General features: G+C 63.3%; 19 protein-coding genes. 10 read left to right on the top strand and 9 right to left on the bottom strand.

The window, feature by feature from the left end; translation table 11 throughout:
• Positions 1-222: 222 nt before the first annotated feature.
• Positions 223-393: a hypothetical protein gene (locus tag F759_RS43380; RefSeq protein WP_167334034.1), complete on the top strand. Its 171-nt coding sequence runs from the start codon at positions 223-225 to the stop codon at positions 391-393.
• Positions 394-870: 477 nt separating this feature from the next.
• Here the strand turns inward: F759_RS43380 and F759_RS41100 are convergent, their stop codons facing one another.
• The 3 genes from F759_RS41100 to F759_RS0121660 all read right to left on the bottom strand — a co-directional run bounded on the left by F759_RS41100 (position 871) and on the right by F759_RS0121660 (position 4,221).
• A complete protein-coding gene (locus F759_RS41100; RefSeq protein WP_161633326.1) occupies positions 871-1,716 on the bottom strand; it encodes a CocE/NonD family hydrolase in 846 nt (281 codons plus the stop codon).
• Between the two features lie 208 nt (positions 1,717-1,924).
• Positions 1,925-2,869 carry a DUF2950 domain-containing protein gene (locus F759_RS0121665; RefSeq protein ID WP_027801718.1) on the bottom strand — a complete coding sequence of 315 codons (945 nt, stop codon included), beginning with the start codon at positions 2,867-2,869 and terminating at the stop codon, positions 1,925-1,927.
• A gap of 20 nt (positions 2,870-2,889) precedes the next feature.
• Positions 2,890-4,221 carry a DUF3300 domain-containing protein gene (locus tag F759_RS0121660; RefSeq protein ID WP_027801717.1) on the bottom strand — a complete coding sequence of 444 codons (1,332 nt, stop codon included), beginning with the start codon at positions 4,219-4,221 and terminating at the stop codon, positions 2,890-2,892.
• A gap of 595 nt (positions 4,222-4,816) precedes the next feature.
• Between F759_RS0121660 and F759_RS0121650 the strand changes: the two genes are divergently transcribed.
• Entirely contained in the window at positions 4,817-5,266 is a 450-nt protein-coding gene (locus F759_RS0121650) for a YMGG-like glycine zipper-containing protein (RefSeq protein WP_027801716.1), read from the top strand.
• A gap of 240 nt (positions 5,267-5,506) precedes the next feature.
• Here the strand turns inward: F759_RS0121650 and F759_RS0121645 are convergent, their stop codons facing one another.
• Positions 5,507-7,513: a bifunctional DedA family/phosphatase PAP2 family protein gene (locus F759_RS0121645; protein ID WP_027801715.1), complete on the bottom strand. Its 2,007-nt coding sequence runs from the start codon at positions 7,511-7,513 to the stop codon at positions 5,507-5,509.
• A 242-nt stretch (positions 7,514-7,755) separates the two neighbouring features.
• Positions 7,756-8,490, bottom strand: coding sequence for a glycine zipper 2TM domain-containing protein (locus tag F759_RS0121635; RefSeq protein WP_027801714.1), 735 nt, complete (start codon positions 8,488-8,490; stop codon positions 7,756-7,758).
• Positions 8,491-8,702: 212 nt separating this feature from the next.
• Between F759_RS0121635 and F759_RS0121630 the strand changes: the two genes are divergently transcribed.
• Together F759_RS0121630 and F759_RS0121620 are read left to right on the top strand one after the other, a co-directional pair.
• Positions 8,703-9,068, top strand: a complete 366-nt coding sequence (locus F759_RS0121630; RefSeq protein WP_027801713.1) for a hypothetical protein — start codon at positions 8,703-8,705, stop codon at positions 9,066-9,068.
• Positions 9,069-9,155: 87 nt separating this feature from the next.
• Positions 9,156-9,632: an OsmC family protein gene (locus tag F759_RS0121620; protein WP_027801712.1), complete on the top strand. Its 477-nt coding sequence runs from the start codon at positions 9,156-9,158 to the stop codon at positions 9,630-9,632.
• Positions 9,633-9,719: 87 nt separating this feature from the next.
• Here the strand turns inward: F759_RS0121620 and F759_RS0121615 are convergent, their stop codons facing one another.
• On the bottom strand, positions 9,720-9,971 hold the full coding sequence (locus F759_RS0121615) for a hypothetical protein (protein ID WP_051377393.1): 252 nt from the start codon (positions 9,969-9,971) through the stop codon (positions 9,720-9,722).
• Positions 9,972-10,038: 67 nt separating this feature from the next.
• A complete protein-coding gene (locus F759_RS0121610; RefSeq protein WP_027801710.1) occupies positions 10,039-10,506 on the bottom strand; it encodes an Lrp/AsnC family transcriptional regulator in 468 nt (155 codons plus the stop codon).
• A gap of 153 nt (positions 10,507-10,659) precedes the next feature.
• Here F759_RS0121610 and F759_RS0121605 point away from each other — a divergent pair, with 153 nt between their 5' ends.
• Positions 10,660-11,313, top strand: coding sequence for a LysE family translocator (locus F759_RS0121605; RefSeq protein WP_027801709.1), 654 nt, complete (start codon positions 10,660-10,662; stop codon positions 11,311-11,313).
• A gap of 18 nt (positions 11,314-11,331) precedes the next feature.
• Here the strand turns inward: F759_RS0121605 and F759_RS0121600 are convergent, their stop codons facing one another.
• A complete protein-coding gene (locus tag F759_RS0121600; protein ID WP_027801708.1) occupies positions 11,332-11,505 on the bottom strand; it encodes a DUF1289 domain-containing protein in 174 nt (57 codons plus the stop codon).
• Positions 11,506-11,676: 171 nt separating this feature from the next.
• On the opposite strand from F759_RS0121600, the gene F759_RS0121595 reads away from it, so the two are divergent.
• On the top strand, positions 11,677-11,997 hold the full coding sequence (locus F759_RS0121595; RefSeq protein WP_027801707.1) for a YnfA family protein: 321 nt from the start codon (positions 11,677-11,679) through the stop codon (positions 11,995-11,997).
• 120 nt (positions 11,998-12,117) lie between these two features.
• Here the strand turns inward: F759_RS0121595 and F759_RS0121590 are convergent, their stop codons facing one another.
• Complete coding sequence (locus F759_RS0121590) at positions 12,118-12,627, bottom strand: DUF1993 domain-containing protein (RefSeq protein ID WP_027801706.1); 510 nt, start codon at positions 12,625-12,627, stop codon at positions 12,118-12,120.
• A 311-nt stretch (positions 12,628-12,938) separates the two neighbouring features.
• Between F759_RS0121590 and F759_RS0121585 the strand changes: the two genes are divergently transcribed.
• From F759_RS0121585 to F759_RS0121570, 4 genes are all read left to right on the top strand, one after another.
• The gene (locus F759_RS0121585; protein ID WP_027801705.1) at positions 12,939-14,498 is read left to right on the top strand and encodes a S53 family peptidase; all 1,560 of its coding nucleotides are present in this window, start codon (positions 12,939-12,941) and stop codon (positions 14,496-14,498) included.
• A gap of 66 nt (positions 14,499-14,564) precedes the next feature.
• The gene (locus F759_RS0121580) at positions 14,565-16,220 is read left to right on the top strand and encodes a S10 family peptidase (RefSeq protein WP_027801704.1); all 1,656 of its coding nucleotides are present in this window, start codon (positions 14,565-14,567) and stop codon (positions 16,218-16,220) included.
• A 161-nt stretch (positions 16,221-16,381) separates the two neighbouring features.
• The gene (locus tag F759_RS0121575) at positions 16,382-17,020 is read left to right on the top strand and encodes a hypothetical protein (protein WP_027801703.1); all 639 of its coding nucleotides are present in this window, start codon (positions 16,382-16,384) and stop codon (positions 17,018-17,020) included.
• A gap of 177 nt (positions 17,021-17,197) precedes the next feature.
• Positions 17,198-17,557 (top strand): hypothetical protein, encoded by a 360-nt coding sequence (locus F759_RS0121570; RefSeq protein ID WP_027801702.1) that lies wholly within the window; start codon positions 17,198-17,200, stop codon positions 17,555-17,557.
• The last annotated feature ends 186 nt before the right edge of the window (positions 17,558-17,743 follow it).

Here is a 17,743-nt window from a genome sequence, read left to right as displayed (position 1 = left end):
ACCTGTGTATGTGCTTGATTGTTTCTTGCGTAAGCGCGCGGCGTCGATTTCAGCGGTCTTCATAGCTGCGTCAATCGTCTCGAGCTCCTGACCGAAATCAATCGGCTATTGCCCGACGAGCGGGGGATTGCCGAATCTTTTCGAGTAGACGTTCCAGTGCCATCAAGAAAGATGAAATTCGGTCGATATTTAGCCTGTTGTGTCTATTGACAGAGAGAAGAGGTGGAGGACAACGATTATCTAGCGGCCTTCGCATTCTGCGTGACCGTCGATGCCATTCGGAAGGCGCAAGGGAAGATGATGCCGGAGGACCTTCCGGTCGGCTCTATGGAGCGCATGCTCGCCATAGCCCCGAACGCGGTAAACGGCTTACAGGACGAGGCAGAGGAGTAGTTGGCGCACTCGATGCATCAGGCTCTTCCGGAATCGTGACGCAGCCTGGCCCGACTAAGCTCGTTCAGGAAATGGGAGAGATGTCCAAGACCCGTCTCTTCGAACGGAGCGGCAGGGGAAAGGAGTCGACCGCGTAGTGTGCGTCGGACAAGCAAGGCCTCGTCCGACATCTCAGCGCCTATCGTCGGCTCGTCGGCTGAACAGTCTTCCATCGCGCGTCGCTCCGTTGCTGTCAATCCAGGCGCGCCCAGACCTATCCGCTTCGCTTCCAAGGAGGTTTCCGGTCATGTTAGAGCCCGACGCTCAATTTCGATTTCTTGCCTCATTGCATTTGGTCTCTTACTTACCAGGCATGTGAAATGGCAACTCGATGAAGCTTCCACCTGTACCTGTATGGACCGTGAAGACGGGGGGCGCCCATAAGGCATAGGCACGAAATGTCCGGCATCGGCACCACAAATCGAGACGCGCAGCTTGCTACGTTTCTTCAGAGTCCAGGCGACGGGCAGCAGCGGGATTACAAACGCGGTTGCAACGCCAGCTTCGACGCGCGCTGCATCGGCTCGATGAAAGGAGCGGAACGGCCAAGTGGTCGCATATGGACGTCTTTCGGTGAATTGCGCGAAGCATGCCTTCGGTTATGCAGAACACGTTTCCTTCAACCTCGACCTCCGACAGGTAAACGAATATAGACGCATCTCCCTGGTCAATTGCCAATTGGAGATTCGCTACAGCATGCCCTTCAAGGGATGCCGGACCATTCAGAGGCGCAGTATGGTAATGCTGCATCGAGGCCGAACGCTCCTGCCAATCTGGGTAGTAGTCCACGATGCTTGCAGCACCGAGACGCTCGCAGCGTGTCTGCTTGCCGCTTGTTGTCTCGAAGTCGACCTTGAAGACGTCGACGTGCGGTTTACTCGGCGTTTCCGAAAGCCCGTTTCCTGCGGACAGGCTTAGGCGGGTGCGTTGCGAAACGGGCGGCCAGGTCGTCGCAGATTGCCACTGCTCCGCGTGCACGTTGTAGTAGTGAATGGGCGCTTCCTCCGCCTGACCTGTTCTTCGGTCCAGTAGATGAGTGTCGAAGAACCGTGGTAACTCCGCAAGTAAATTGAATGCCGGGGTCTCTTGCTCGCGCCACGGCGAAACAAACGTCCGCGCGCCGTGGTCCCATGAACCGAGAAGCAGGCGGTCATTGGAGTTTGCACGGGTCAAGAATCGCGTGATGGCGCCATTGGAATAACCACCGCCGTCGTACCATCCAGAGACTGAATAGATGGGAACGTCCTTCGGAATCTGGTCCAGGTAGTGGTACGGGCTGCACACTGCCAGGTTGAACTCGGGGTTAAGGAGATTCCCTCGTCTCTGAACGAAAATTCAGGGGCGGCCTCGGCCAGCGAAAAGTTGCTTCGATGCTCGCGAAGTGCAAGAGCGAGCAAGCTGCCGTCGGCATCTCATGCGGACGTCGGCTTCGGAACCGGCGATGACGGTGATGCGCCACCGCCGTCGTCATCGTGCTCAACTGGCGGCGCGTTCAGGGCTGAACAGGCTCCCATGAAGGATCGGGATCGAACGATTTCAGCGCCGCCGCTTTTCGCGCTGAGCCCGGGCCCAGATTCTTCTGATAAACCTGGCCATCCTGATTGACGACGAAGCTCATCACGCCGGTCTTGCCATACTCGGCTGGCCACGCTACGAGACCGTAGCCCTTCGTCATCGTGCCGTTCTCCGCGTAGTCGAGCGCGCCGCTTTTCGCATGCGGCCCCTGCGCGTTCAGGATGCGGAAGCGATAACCATGATAGCCCTCCTTGCTGACCGAGCCGGTCTTCGTCATGGCGGCTGCCAGAGGACCGAGCGGACTCTCGGCTTCGCCGGCAGCGGCGGGCCAATACAAGCCGTCATGCTGACCCGGCGTGCTGATGAGGCGTTGCGCGTAGTGTCCCGTCGACGCGCGATAGTCGCGTTGTGCGTCGAGGTAGGCGAGGGACGTCATGATCGCCGCGCCTTCGTTGCGGCCGATTCTGCGGGTGAGGATTTCGTCGCTGCCGGCCGGCGGATCGAAGCGCCAGCCGTTGGCCGCCTGCACGAGCGGAATCGGCAAGGTCCAGCCGCTTGTACCTACCGACAGGTGCTTGCTCGGGCGGCCGCGAAGCGGCGCGGCATCGTCGACGATCCGATGACCCGCAGCCCATGCGCCGAGGAATTCGTAGATGTCCTCCTCGCCGATGTCCTTCGATGGAATGAAGCGGCCGTAGTCCTTGCCGAGCACGTGCTGCATTGCCGCGTGATCGTTGCTGGCGATCGCGTCGACGAGTGCATCGGCGGCGGCTTCCGGTGTTGGATACACAGCCTGGGCATGCGCCAGTGCAGTGCACAAGGACAGCGCCGAGATTGCGATCGCCGAGCCGGCAAGACGACGGCAAGCGCGCAACGCAGCAACGTTCGCGAGGCCATCGCGGATCGACTGATTGGGGTTCATGAGCGGCTCCTGGGTATCGTTCAACGTTGCCGGCCGAGGTGGCGTTGTCCGCCGCCGCCCGCGCCCAAACCGCCGCTGCGGGGCTGTCCGCCGCTGCCCGCACCGAGGCCGCCGCTGCGGGGCTGTCCGCCGCCTGCGCCTAAACCGCCGCCGCGTTGTTGTCCACCGCCGCCCGAGCCCAACCCGCCGCCGCCTTGCTGTCCACCGCCGCCCGCACCGAGGCCGCTGCGAGTGCCGGCTTGTGCCTGCCGGCTCGCTTGCCCGCGGTGGATGTCCTGCTGCGCAGCCGCGCCATTGCCGGCGCCGCGCAGCGCGTTGTCGCGATTCACGTTCTGCGCGCTCGCCCGAATGTTGCCGGCGTTGGCGCCACCGTGCTGGATGCCTTGAACGCGCTCGCTTGCGCTGCCGCCCAGATTCTGGCCGGTGCGGTTCTGCAAGGTCTGCTGCGCCTGCGCGCGCGAGCCCGACATGTCGCGTCCGCGGTAAGCGTCGCGCTGCACGCCACCCATGTTCGCGGATGCATTGCGATCGAACGTCGTATCGCGATTCCATCGGGTCGTGTTGCTGTTCACGTCGAGGCGGCGGTTCACGTTGACGTTGTTGTACCGGTTGACGTTGATGTTGACGCTGTGATTGTTCCAGTTGACGTCGCTCCACAGCGCGCTCGTAATCGCGATGCCTGCGCCGAACGCGAGACCTGCGGCGAGTCCACTCGCGACCGCGTAGCCTGGAGGGGGCGGCACATACACGGGCGGGTAGGCGGGATAAGGCCACGCGCCGTAGACGACCGTCGGGTTGTACGTCGGCACATACACGACCTGCGGATTGGCCGGAACGATCTGAATGGTGCTTTGCTCGACGATGATCTTCTGCTGGTCAGAGCTCTTCAGATTGCCGGCCTGTTGCGCCTGCTTGCGCAGGCGTTGCACGGAGTCCATCACGTCGTTCGGCTGGGCGAGAAATGCATTGCCGAGCTGCGCGACCCAGTCGGGTTTCGAGGCCATCGTCGCAAGCACCTGCGGGAATGCCACCAGTGATTGCACGCTCGGGTCCCACGGCTGTGCGGCGACCGCCTTGACCGCATCGTCGCCCTTCGTGTTCGGGTTCGCCTTGGACCATGCCGCCGCGGCTGCGACGTCCTGCGGAAAAGTGGATGCCATCAGCACTTGGGCGAGCAGCGCATCGGGATAGAGCGCGATGGGCGCAGTCAGCGAATCGAGTTGCTGGTTCGATACGTTCGCCGCGGTTTGCGCATGAGCCGCGGGAGCCGCCAGGTCGAGCATGACCGGCAAGCCGGCCAGCAGGACGAGCGCGATCAGCGTTGCCCTGTGGTTTGCGCTTGAGCGTTTCACGATGGATTCTCCGTGTTTCGAAGTTGCATGATCTCGTTACGGCGGGAGTGCGAGCGGGCAGGGAACTGTACGCTCGCAGATGACGTGAATGCGCCGTCACGGCGCTGCGAGTATCGGACTGCGAACAGGGCTGGGTGTCTGCATGAGACACGCGCGACAGCACGTCATGCATGAATTGTGGAAACGATCGCCGTGTCTCGATGGCGAGATTATTAACTCTCTTCGATACGGAATTGCAATGCTTGAGCCAAATAAATTTAGGTTGAAGTTGCCGAAAGGATGACCTAAGAGGATGCCTCTTCATTCCGCTTCGACGCCAATATAAGCGGCTCGCGAAAATCCAGGCATGTCTAATCGTTTCCTTGCGTTTAGCAATGAGGTTTTCTATCTTCCATGCATGAATCAGGCGTCGCCGGTGCGTGCCCGCGACGCATAAATCGGTGTGCGCGGCGTTAAGCCATGCTGTTCGCGTTCAACCGCGTTGCCCTCGGCTGCAGGCATGCTGTCGAATGAGATGCTTTATATTTCTGCGCCGCCGATAGCTGTATTGAATCGGTTTGAAAACCGATCAGTGTTCCTGAATATGGGGGTTCAAATGAAATCATTTGCCGCAGTGATTCTGGCAAGCGCGACTGCACTCGCTTTCGCGCAAAAACCGGCAACTTATCCCGCGCATGGACAAAACCAACAGCAGCAGATGTCGGACGACGGCGTGTGCTATGCCTGGGCGAAGCAGAGCACCGGCGTCGATCCGGCCGTCGTTGCGCAGACGCCCGCGCCACCATCGGGCCCGAACGGTGCGCGCGTAAGAGGTGCGGCGCGAGGCGCGGCTGCAGGTGCGATCGTCGGCGGTGTAAGCGGTAACGACGCGGGACATGGGGCGGCGGTCGGAGCGACCGCGGGGGCACTGGCCGGCGGCGTGCGCAGCCGTCAGCAGCACGCCGCCCAGGCGCAGGCCACGCAAGCGTCGCAGCAATCGGCGATGAACAGCTATTGGCACGCATACGGCGCATGCATGCAAGGCAAGGGTTATATCGTGCAATAGTGGGTGTGCCGCGGATGCGGACGGCGCAATGCGGGCTGTGAGATGCGAGATGCGAGACGCGAGACGCGAGACGCGAGACGCGAGACGCGAGACGCGAGACGCGAGACGCGGCCTGCGGCCTGCCGAGCGCGTGGCTGCGCAAGCCCAATATGACAGCCATATCGCTGCGTCGCGAGCCAAACGTCGAAGCGCCACGCGATGCAGCCTCCCGTCAACGCGACGGCGCTCGCATCGCGCGAGTCACTGCAACGCGGAGGCGAGCAGCGATACCGGCACGCCATGACAGTCCACCGTCGCAACTACACCGGCGTCGAGGCGCTCGATGAACTTTATCCGCGTGTCGAACGGCGAGACCTGCTTGTCGACGCGCAGCAGGTTGAGCGGCCACGACGAACGCGACAGCCGTTCATGCGCGATCGCGCCCACCCACAGCGGCACGGCAGCCGCGCCATTGTCGACCGCATAGCCGCTCGGCCAGAAGCGCAGCACGTCGCGTTGATCGCGGGTGTCGCCGGGACGCATGAAAACGAGCGACGACGGCACGCCGTTGTTCAGCTTCGGGAGTACGGGCAACGCTGTGGCGGGCACATCCGGCGAGGCGAGCGAAAGCAGACTATGCGCGGACAGGTCGGTGCCCTCGACCCATCCGTCGCCGCGCAGTTGCCGGCGAATCGAATCGCGGTCCGAGGCCCATTGCAGCGTGAGCGGCTCCTTGCGGTCGCCGCCCATATCCGAGCGATAGCATGGCAGATGCTTCCATACGGAAAGCGTCCACTGTTGCTGCGTCACGCGCGCGAGCGGCAACGGCGCTGAAGTGCCGGGCGGCGGCGCCATCATGCCGAGACCCGACTGTGCACCCATGCTCGCAAGCACGATCACTAGGACGATTGCCGGCATCCAGCGGCGCGCTGGCGGCGGCCGCGGATGCCGCAACATCGCGGTGAGCGCGACAATGGCCACCCATACATAGGCGAGCGCGGCCCCGCCAATCGCATCCGACACCCAGTAGCGGCCGAAGTACACGCCTGCAAGGGCGACCACGATCACGACGAGCGTGCTCGCGGTCACGACGAGCAATCCTTGGAGCATGCCGACCCGCCGCGCGAGCAGAAACGCGAGAAAGCCATACACGATGACGGTGGCTGCGACGTGATTGCTGGGAAACACATAGGTCTGCGTCATCAGACCGTTGGGCGCGGCGCGCTGCATCGCGAATTGCAATGCGAAGATCAGCATCTGCGAAAACACGACGGCCGCGAGCCAGTAGCCGATGGTGCGCCAGCGCCGCTCCCATAGCATCCACAGTGTGACGGTCACGATTAGCGCGGCAAGCGTTGCGCTGCTGCCAAGCGTCGCGAGACCGGCGAGTGCAGTGTCGCCCCAAGGCGTGCGCACCGATTGCATGAAGCGATACACGGACTGATCGACGTGCGTCAGCGGATCGCCCGCGATCACCTGGTGAAGAACCCCGAAGAACAGTGCGCCGCACACCAGCACGATCAGCGAGGCCATCAGGACGCTCGTGGCATCCGGCGCTTGCGGGTCGAGCATTCTTCGCGCGACGCGGCCAAGCGGTCCAGGATGACGGCAGGCCCAACTGCCCAAATGTCGGCCGGCCGCGCTCGACCACGCGTTGGCGTGCGAGAGCAGTAACGCCGCGGCGCGATAGCTGAGCCAGACGCTGCCCGCGAGCAGCGCGAGTATCACCACGAGCCGGAACGAAACCGCTCCGGCGAGCAGCACCGACGCGCCGAACACGACGCCCGGCAGGATATGCGCCGGCGCCCACAGCAGCGCGGAGAGCACGTTCATCGCGTAGAAGCGCAGGGGCGACATGCCGAGCATTCCGGCGACGACCGGCACGATAGCGCGCAACGGTCCGACGAAGCGCGCAAGCACCACGCTCTTCGCGCCATGCTTCTCGAAGAAGCGGTAACCCGCTTCGACTACTTCGGGGTGTCTGGAGAACGGCCAGAGTTTGACAATCCGGCTCTTGTAGCGGCCGCCGACCCAGAAACTGAGGCCGTCGCCTGCAATTGCACCGGCCATTGCCCAGCCGAGCACCCAGCCAAGGCTCAGCGAACCGGTGCCGGTCAGTGCGCCCGCGAGAAACATTGCGGTGCTGCCGGGAATGAAGGTGCCGATGACAGCGACCGACTCGAGAAAGGCCGCGAGGAATACGACCGTGAGCATCCATTCCGGATGGCCGGCCAGCAGATGCAAGAGGTGGAGGTAGGCTTGCTCCATTGTGCGCGATCAGCCGTTATGGCGTAACGATCGATCATAACGCGCAGGGAGCGTTTTTATTCCGGACGGTGGTCTCGTCGCGTCTGCATCGCGATCGCATCGCGTCCGCATCGACGGCATAGCGTCCGCATCCCGACGGCATAGCGTCCGCGTCCCGACGGCATAGCGTGCGCATCCCGATCGCACCGCGACCGCACCCCTCCGTTTCGCGGCGCCGGCTCGCGCGAGAAGAGCCTAATGCTTCATGAAGCGCTCAGCGTATCGCCCGAAACGTGCACGCGCTCGCCGATCTGCACAGACGGCTGCGTCTGATAGTCGAAGTTGCGGTAGCTGCCGTCCTGCATGCGCACCTGGACCTGGTAGGTCGTCTGCTTGCGCACCGCGTGCTCGATGCCGTTGCCCGCGAGGCCGCCGCCGACAGCGCCGGCAATCGTGGTCAGAATCTTGCCGCGTCCGCCGCCGATCTGATTGCCGACAAGGCCGCCCGCGACCGCACCGCCGAGTGCGCCGAGACCGGTTGTCGGCTGCGGCGACTGCACGGTGTTGATCGCAACGACTTCGCCTGCATAGGGATCGGCGGGAACCGGCCGCGTGGCGGCGGGTTCGTTGACGCTCTGGTAGCCATCATTGTTTGCGTAGCGCGGTGCCTGCGTGCCGCTCGTGTTATGCGTGCGATGAACGGGCGGCTTAACCGGCGCCGTGTGCGCTGCCGATGGCTGCGCGGCTTGCGGCATGGACTGCTGCGCAGTTTGCGGAACTGCTGCAGTTTGCGGCGCGCCAAGTGGTCCGCTCGCCGTTTGCGCGGCAACTATCGCCGGCGAAGGCGCCGGTTCCGTAACCGCATGCGAAGTGGGCAGCAACCCTGTCATGGCCGCTATCCCCGTTGCGCTCGCGAGGATGACGGCCACCGCCGCCCCGGCGACCAACGGATGAATACGGCTGCGCGGTGTAGTGCTGGAAGTGAGGTTCGTGTTCATTGCGGGCTCCGCCGGTAGGTGCCTGCAATAACGTTTGCACGAAGCGTCCGGTGGACGTTCGCCATGCGCTGCTTTGTAAGCATTTGTACGACTTTGCGCGGTAGTACGCGGCCGAAGCGCGAACGCAGTGGAACCTGATACGGGCGTGAACGAAGCAGGCAGCGGCTCGTCATACTGATTGTGAGCGGCGCGTTATTCGACGGAGTACGGCAATGAAAATGGCAACTGGCGGTGTGGTGAGGAAGGCGTTGATCGGGGCATGCGTGATCGGCTCGATGGGAATGGCATACGCGCAGTCGGGCAGCACGCGCGCGGGCGATGCCGGCTTGAGCGCTACGTCGCCGGGCGGCAATATGAATGGCGGCGGGGCAGCGGGCGCGGGGACAGCGGGCTCGATCCTCGCTCCCACGCCGGGACTCGCAACGCCGGGCGGTGTTGCCGGCAGTGGCCGAACCGGCGCTACGGCTGCGGGCTCCACAAGAACGCCTAACAATATGCGGGCAAACGGCACGAGCCTGAACCAGAACCCCGACCCGAGAGTGCCGAGCCTGGGCGGCAGGCCACCGGCGCGGCGATAGATCGAGCCGCAAGCGGCGGATCTGCTGGCGTCGGCGGCTTAGAATAAACGCTCCACCAACCGGTTCATTCGATCACAGGGAGCGCGCATGGCATACGGCGAGCACAAATACGAAGTCTCCGTGCAGTGGACGGGCAATCTCGGCAGCGGCACCTCCGGATATCGCGACTATAGCCGCGACCATGTTATCGCCGCGGGAAGCAAGCCGGACATTCCGGGTTCATCGGACGCCGCGTTTCTCGGCGACGCGAAGCGGTGGAATCCCGAGGACTTGCTCCTTGCATCGGCTTCGGCGTGTCACAAACTCTGGTATCTGCATCTTTGCGCGGACGCCGGCATTGCCGTGCTGGAGTACCGCGACCACGCCGAAGGAACCATGCTCGATAGTCCGCAGCAAGGGCGTTTCTCGCGCATCGTGTTGCGCCCGCGTGTCGTCATCCAGTCGGGCGGCGACGTCGAACTGGCGCAGCGCCTGCATCACGTGGCGCACGAGAAGTGCTATATCGCGAACTCGGTGAATTTTCCGATTCTCTGCGAGCCGGTGATCGAAACCGGTGCGGTCTGAACCGTCCGCCGCCAGCGGCCGCTCGTTGTGAACGATCGCCACGTAGCGGGCGTTAATCGGCCGCTAGCGCGGGCATTAGCGCGGCCATTAGCGGTTGCCGTCGAGCAGATCGCCTAGCAGTTCGTCGAATGCGGCCTGGGCGTCTTCCAGTTCCTGCAACGCGGCGTCGAAAGTTTGCAGCGCGAATTGCGAAGGCTTGCCGCTGCCGGCCGGCGGAAATTGCGATTGCAACGATGCAAAGGCCGTCTTCACGCGTTGCGTCGCGGTCAATACGCGCTCCATCGCGGCGCTTTCTTCCGCCCGGGCTTTGTCGTGATCGATGTGATCGGTGTTGTCCATTCAGCAGTCCCTCTTCGTCGATGCGGCTCGCGCCGCTTGAAATGGCGTGACTATGCCACGTTCGGGCTCACGAAAGCGGCAAGCCGCCGTCGGCCTTTACCTCGCGCAACGATAACGCCGATTCGACCGACGTCACGCCCGGCAGGCTGCGCATCTGGTCGCGCATGAAGCTGCCGTAGTCGTCGAGATCGCGCGCCACCACTTGCAGGATATAGTCCGCGCTGCCCGAGACGTTGTGACACGCGATGATGCGCGGGATCGCCTGTACCTCGCGCTCGAAGCGGTTGGCCAGGTTTTTGTCGTGCACGGCAAAGCGCACGAGAACGAACGCGACCACGCCGAAGCCGAGCGCCGAACGCGCGAGCACGGCGCGGTACTGACCGATGTAGCCGTCGTTTTCCAGGCGCTTGAGGCGGCGCGCGCACGGCGTTTCGCTCAGGCCGACGAGTTCGGCCAGCTTCGCGTTTGACATGCGGCCGTCTTTTTGAAGCGCGGCGAGAATCGCGCGGTCGGTCTTATCGAGGTCCGTTGGCATGGCTTCCTAGGTGTTTTTTGTTTTGGTGGAAAGCAGGTATAAACGCCACCATGTTAGCGTATTCCACCAAACGCGCGGCTGCGACACCAGAAATTCGCCAGCAAACCCTCCGTCGACGATAGCAAGATAAAGCCTTGAATCGAAGAGGCTCTCATGATTTCCGCACACCTGCTCGCTGTCTATATTGCGGCCCTACTGGTCGTCTATGCCGTGCCCGGACCGGACATGGCGCTCATCCTGCAAACGAGCATTGGACGCGGCGCGCAAAGCGGCTTTGCGGCGGCTGGCGGGCTGGGTGTGGCGCGCGCGACGCACGTGACGCTTTCTGCGTGCGGCGCGGCTGCGCTGCTACGCAACGCGCCGTGGCTGTACGACGTCGTGCGCTATGGCGGCGCGGTTTATCTCGCATGGGTCGGCATCCAGATTTTCCGTTCGCCGATGTTCGCGTTGCCCGACGCAGGCGCGGCGCACGACCAGGCGGGGGGCGCGCTGGAACCCGGCACGCGCCCGTTAAGGGCCGCGTTCGTCAAGGGTTTGCTGACCAACCTGCTGAATCCGAAAGCGCTGCTGTTCTGCTCGGTGTTGTTGCCGCAATTCCTGCGTCCCGAGGCCGGGCCGGTCGCATTGCAGATGATTGAGCTAGGTGCGGTGCTGCTCGCGGTCGGCATGTGCTTCGACCTCACCTATGCAGTCGGCGCCGCGCGGATCGCACGATGGATGCGCGCGCATCCGCTTGCTCAAACTTTGCAGCGCTGGACTTTCTCGGCGGCGCTGATCGGCTTCGCGTTGCGGCTTTCGCTCGACTGACGCAGTTTCGCGGCGGCGCTACCGGTTCAACTTGCGCTCCCGGCGCGAACGGTCGTCGATGATTTTTCTGCGGTGCTTGTCTTTCATCTTCTTCCAGCTTTTGCATTCGTCGCGCGTGCGCAAGCAGCCGATGCAGAAGCCAGTTTCACTGTCGAACTTGCAGATGTCGATGCAGGGCGATGCGGTGCTCATGGCCGGTAAAGAGATCGTGGACGGCAGAGGAAGTGGGGCGACTTTCGCACGCCGCATGCTCGTGTGCCAGATGATTGTGTTAATAAAGCCGATAGCGCGCCCATAGAGCGCCGATCAACCGCCGCGCACGACCGGCGGCTACACGAACATCCGGCCTGTGCTTTCCTGTCGATGAAAACCTTTCTGCTTTATGCGATTACCGCCGTCGCTGAGATTCTCGGCTGCTATCTGCCGTGGCGGTGGCTCAAAGAGGGCGGCTCGGTCTGGCTGCTTTTGCCGGGTGCGCTCAGCCTCGCGCTTTTCGCCTGGCTGCTCACGCTGCACGGCAGCGCCGCGGGCCGCGTGTATGCGGCCTACGGCGGCGTGTATGTGGCAGTGGCGATAGCCTGGCTATGGTGCGTCGACAAGGTGCGGCCCACGCTGTGGGACGCAGCGGGCGTCGCGGTGACGCTCGCCGGCATGGCGATCATTGCATTCCAGCCGCGCGTGTGACGTGCGTGAAGCGAATGCGCGAAGGTGCCGACGCACTTCGGCGCGGCTCGAAAATGCGGCGCAACGGCACCGCATGGGTGGCTAGCCGGGCCGCTTATTGAATCCGTTTATTCGACGCGCTTACTTCAAGCCGCCGAGATAGTCCAGCTTGCCGAGTTCCACGCCGTTGTGGCGCAGGATGCCGTACGCCGTCGTCACGTGAAAGAAGAAGTTCGGCAGCACGAAACCCAGCAGATACGACTGGCCAGTGAAGTCGATCGCTCCGCTGCGCATTTTCAGGGTAATTGCGCGCTCTTCCGATCCGTCGATCTGCTGCGGGCTGAATTCCTTCAGATAATCGATCGTCTTTTGAAGGCGCGCATGCAGTTCGTCAAAGGTCTGTTCGACGTCGTCATATTTGGGCGCTTCCTCACCGGCGAGACGCGCGGCGCAGCCCTTTGCGGTGTCGCTTGCGATATACACCTGACGCACGAGCGGCAGCATGTCCGGCGCGAGGCGGGCGTTCGTGAACACCGACGGTTCGATCTGCTTTTCCGCGGCATGCGCCTGAGCTTTGCCGAGAATGGCTTGCAGATTGGTGAGGCCGCGAATCAGCACGGGTAGTGATGCTTGATACATCGAAATTGACATGGGGTTCCTCTGATTCTTCGATCGTCTGCGCGGACGGCGCGCGAGGCAATGTAACGGCAGGATAGCCGCTGCAGCATCATAGCGGAGCGACGCGAACCGCGCATGAGAGGCGTCGCCGCGTTAGCCATCCGGCCGACTGCCGCGCGCGCCGGAACTGTGTTCGAATGCATTGGTCGGAAGGTTTGCGAAGTCCTGCAAGCAGCATCTCGAAGCAGCAACCCGCCGCCTGTCGTCGGGCAGTGAGTGGACGAGGCGCCCCGCGCACGTCCGTCTTGCATCCGGCGCCGTCACGCCAACAGGAGAGTCGACACATGGCCACCAAGCACCCGCTGCCCGGAAGCGAGCGAACGGTAGAACAAGGTTCCAAGCTCATCGGAGCTTGCGATCCTTCGGAAAAGATCGAGGTTTTCGTGATGCTGCGCCGTCAGCAGCAGGCGCAGTTCGACGCGCTGATGAGCCGCATAGAAGCGGGCGACCCGGACGTGAAACCGCTCTCGCGTGAGGCGTTGGCAAAAGACTATGGCGCAGCCCCGGACGACATCGCCAAAGTCAAGGCATTTGCCGCCGCGCACAGCCTGACCGTGGTGCGTGAGGACCCGGCCGCGCGCTCGGTGCTGCTCTCCGGAACCGTCGCGCAATTCCAGAGCGCGTTCGAAGTCAAGCTCGACAAGTATCAGCACCATACAGCCGGGGAATTCCGCGGCCGTACCGGCGCAGTCAACGTACCCGACGATCTGCACGATGTCGTGGAAGCGGTGCTCGGGCTCGACAACCGGCCGCAGGCCCGGCCGCACTTTCGCATTCGTCCGCCGTTCCGGCCCGCGAAGACGCATCAGGCTTCGTTCACGCCGCTCGAACTGGCGTCGCTGTACAAGTTTCCTCAAGGCGACGGCGCCGGCCAGTGTGTGGGCATCATCGAGCTGGGCGGCGGATACGATCCAGCGGATCTCACATCGTACTTCGCGAGCCTCGGCGTGCCATCGCCCACCGTGAAATCGGTGAGCGTCGATCAGGCTCGCAATGAGCCGACCGGCGACCCCAACGGTCCCGACGGCGAAGTGACGCTCGACATCGAGATCGTCGGCGCAATTGTGCCGGGTGCAACCATTGCGGTGTATTTCGCACCGAACAGCGACGCGGGATTTATCGACGCCGTGAGCCGCGCGGTGCACGATACGGTCAACAAGCCATCGGTGATTTCGATCAGTTGGGGCGGCCCCGAGTCGATCTGGACGAGCCAGTCGCTGAACGCGTTCAACAGCGTGCTGCAAACCGCGGCCGCGCTCGGCGTGACGGTCTGCGCGGCGTCGGGCGATAGCGGATCGAGCGACGCCGCGGGCGCGGGAGATCAGGTCGACTTCCCGGCGGCGAGTCCGTATGTGCTCGCCTGCGGCGGCACGAGCCTGAGCGCGGCGGGAACATCGATCGCACACGAGGTGGTCTGGAATGACGGTCCGCAAGGCGGCGCGGGCGGCGGTGGAGTGAGCGGCGCCTTTTCGTTGCCCGTCTGGCAGGAGGGCTTGTCGGTTGCGCTGTCGAAAGGCGGCAAAAAGCCGTTGGCAAAGCGCGGCGTGCCCGATGTGGCGGGCGACGCCTCGCCGCTCACCGGCTACACCGTGTTCGTAGCGGGGACGCAAACGGTGGTCGGCGGCACGAGCGCAGTCGCGCCGCTGTGGGCCGCGCTGATCGCCCGCATCAACGCGGCGAAAGGCAAGCCGGCGGGCTTCGTGAATCCAAAGCTCTATAAGGCGGCGGGCGTATGCAACGACATCACACAGGGCAACAACGGCAGCTTCGCGGCGTCGGCAGGCTGGGACGCCTGCACGGGACTCGGCAGCCCTAATGGTCAGAAAGTGGCCGGCGCACTATAGTCAGCAGGATAGTCACCGGGAATCCGCAGCACCGGCACAAGACGTGAACGTACCCAGGGAGTCATCATGACAAGCACAGAGCCAACGTCCGTTAGTCCGCAGTCGCCGCAGAACTCCGAGGCATCGCCCAAGCCGGCCGCGGCCGGTGGGAACCGCAAGGCGGGCGATCAGCCATTCTTCGATCCGGTCGCATACGGTAACGGGCCCGACGACTCGGTCACGGCCACTGACGAGAATGCGGCGATCACGCATCACTCGGTCACGATCGACGGCAAGAAGATCAATTACACGGCAACGGTGGGCCATCTGGTAATCGTGGACCCGAGCAGTTCGGAGCCCGCCGCGCGGATGTTCTACGTCGCGTTCACGCAGGACAACCAGAAAGAGGAAACCCGACCGCTCACCTTCTTCTATAACGGCGGGCCGGGCTCGTCCGCGGTGTTCGTGCTGCTCGGCTCGTTCGGACCGCGCCGCATCAAGACGTCGATGCCGAACTTCACGCCACCCGCGCCCTACACGATAGAAGACAACCCCGACAGCCTGCTCGACAGAAGCGACCTGATTTTTATCAATCCGGTCGGCACCGGCTATTCGGCGGCTATCGCGCCGAAGAAGAACCGCGATTTCTGGGGCGTCGACCAGGACGCCGATTCGATCGCGCAGTTCATCAAGCGCTTTCTGACGAAGAACAACCGCTGGAATTCGCCGAAGTACCTGTTCGGCGAGTCGTACGGCACGGCGCGCAGTTGCGTGCTCGCTTACAGGCTGCACGAAGGCGGCGTCGATCTGAACGGCATCACGCTGCAATCGTCGATTCTCGACTACAGGCAGGCTGGCAACCCGGTCGGCGTGCTGCCCACGGCCGCCGCGGACGCGTGGTATCACAAGAAGCTCGGCATTGCGCCGCGGCCAACCGATCTTGGCGCGTTCGCGGAAGAAGTCGCGCAGTTCGCCCGCACCGACTACCTGGCGGCGCTCCGCAAGTTCCCAACCACCGATTCGGCGACGGTCGAGAAACTCGCCGAATATACGGGCATCGACAAGACGACCTTGCTTGCATGGAGTCTCGATGTCGCGTCGTACGACAGCCGCGGCAATTCGCTGTTTCTGACCACGCTGCTCAAACCGCAGGGTCTCGTGCTCGGCGCATACGACGGCCGGGTCACCGCGATCGGCACCGGCATAGCGGGCAAAGTCGACCCGAATTCGGGTGGCAACGACCCGACCATGACGGCAGTTTCGGGCGTCTACACGACGATGTGGAACGTCTACCTGAACGAGCAACTGAAATACACATCGAACTCGTCGTTCACGGACCTCAACGATCAGGCCTTCCATTTCTGGGATTTCGGCCACATCGACCCGACCGGTGCGCAGAAGGGCGTGGACGACAAGGGCAACGTGATCCTTTACACGGCCGGCGATCTGGCCGCCGTGATGGCGCTGAACCCGGACCTCAAGGTACTGTCGGCAAACGGCTTTTACGATTTCGTCACGCCGTTCTATCAGACGGTGCTGGACCTTCAGCAAATGCCGCTGCTCAGTCAGCAGGTCCGGCAGAACCTGTCGGCGCGCTTTTATCCATCGGGCCACATGATTTATCTCGACGGCGGCTCACGCACCGCACTGAAAGCGGACCTCGCGAAAATGTACGATTCGACGGTAGCTAACACAGAGGCGCTCGGGCGTATCCGGGCGTTGCAGGCGAGAGTGGCGCAGTAGGCTTCAGGTTGAGTCACGGCGGCTTTGCGTCGCCGTGGAAAGTTCGTGGCGGCGCCGGTTCGTGCATCGATTGAAGGGGTCTTTTTTACGCATGCATATCGAATGTGTTTTAATTACCTCGCGAATTGAACTATTGCGTGCCTCCGCGGGCGCGCCGACGAATGAAGGCAGGCATTGCAGACAGGCGTCGCAGCGGCTATTCCAGCGACCACACAGGCAGTATCTTTCGAGGGCATCCGCTCGCGTTCGCGCCGTGGCCTACACGTCATGTGCGTTTCGCACTGGTGCTGAGCCTCGCCGCGCTGTTCGCGTTGCGCGTCGGCGAGGTGCGTGCGCAGCAGGCGGGCATGCTCGACGAACGTGTGACCCAGCAATCGATCGGCGAGACGATATGTCGCGCCGGCTATGCGAGCGCGGTCGCGCCGCCGTTCGATGAACTCATGGCGCACAAGGACCGGATGCTCGCCGAGCGCGGCATCGATGCCGACGACGGCGCGGATTTCGCGCTGGACAGGCGCGTGCCCGTGGTGCTCGGCGGCTCGCCCGATGCGCCGTCCAACCTCGGCCTTCTGCCTTGGGCCGGCCGCCAGGGCGAGCGCCGCAAGGCGCGCGCGGCGGTCATGCTCAAGCGCTGCGTCTGCGAAGGCAAGCTAAGTCTTGCAGAAGCGCAAGCGGCGATCGTCGGCGACTGGTCGGTCGTCTATTCGGGCTTCAGCCAGACATCGTGCGACGTGAGCCGGTTGGACGTTGCGACCAGCGCCGAAAGCGGCCGGGCAGACGGACGCGGTTCGCAGCCTTAGGGCCGCGTGTCGTCAGAAGCTGGCACCGCCGAGCTTCGTTCACACCGATTCCGCTGCGTTCGCGCAAAGAGCGTCTTCTTTAGCGCGCGCGGTTGGTGCGCCTTGTCTCTGTGCGTCGTTCAGCGCGGGTCGCCTGGCGTTCAACTCGCCGCCTCAACTCATTCCTGGAGAATTAGCATGATCCATCCACGTCTTGCCGCAGTGACGCTTGCCGCGCTGACCCTCGCGTGCGCCGCCGGTAGCGCGTCCGTATTCGCTGCCGAGCCGGTTCGTTGCGGCAAAGCCGATGCGCTGCAAATTCGCGGCGATGTGCCCGCAGCCATCAGCTTCGATGTGTATCGCCAACTGCGTCCGTTGAATGCGCAACGCATCGCGCTATTCCAGTCTGCTGGCGAAGTGAAGCATCTACCCGACGGACTGGCGGTGTGCGAGGTCGCGGACGACGGCGTCGACGATCCATCCGCGGTGCTTGTGGAACTGCCGCAAGGCAAGAACGCGTGGTGGGTGAGCGCGGCCAATGTCCAACAGGCGGACTGACCCTCACGCAATCGGTCTGTGTTCTGCTGCTGCAAACCGGCGTAATGAACCCCGGTGATGGATGCGCCGGTCCGCTTCCTGCGGCCAGCGTCTGCGTGCGATGTGTTCGGCGCGTGGCGAGGCGGTCCAGCAATCGGCCTGGCGACTCAACGGATGTGCCGCGGTTCAGGTAGAGTGCATTGACGC

It is taken from the genome of Paraburkholderia dilworthii (genome assembly GCF_000472525.1).
Classification (GTDB): domain Bacteria; phylum Pseudomonadota; class Gammaproteobacteria; order Burkholderiales; family Burkholderiaceae; genus Paraburkholderia; species Paraburkholderia dilworthii.
This window is presented reverse-complemented; position numbering and strand designations above follow the sequence as displayed.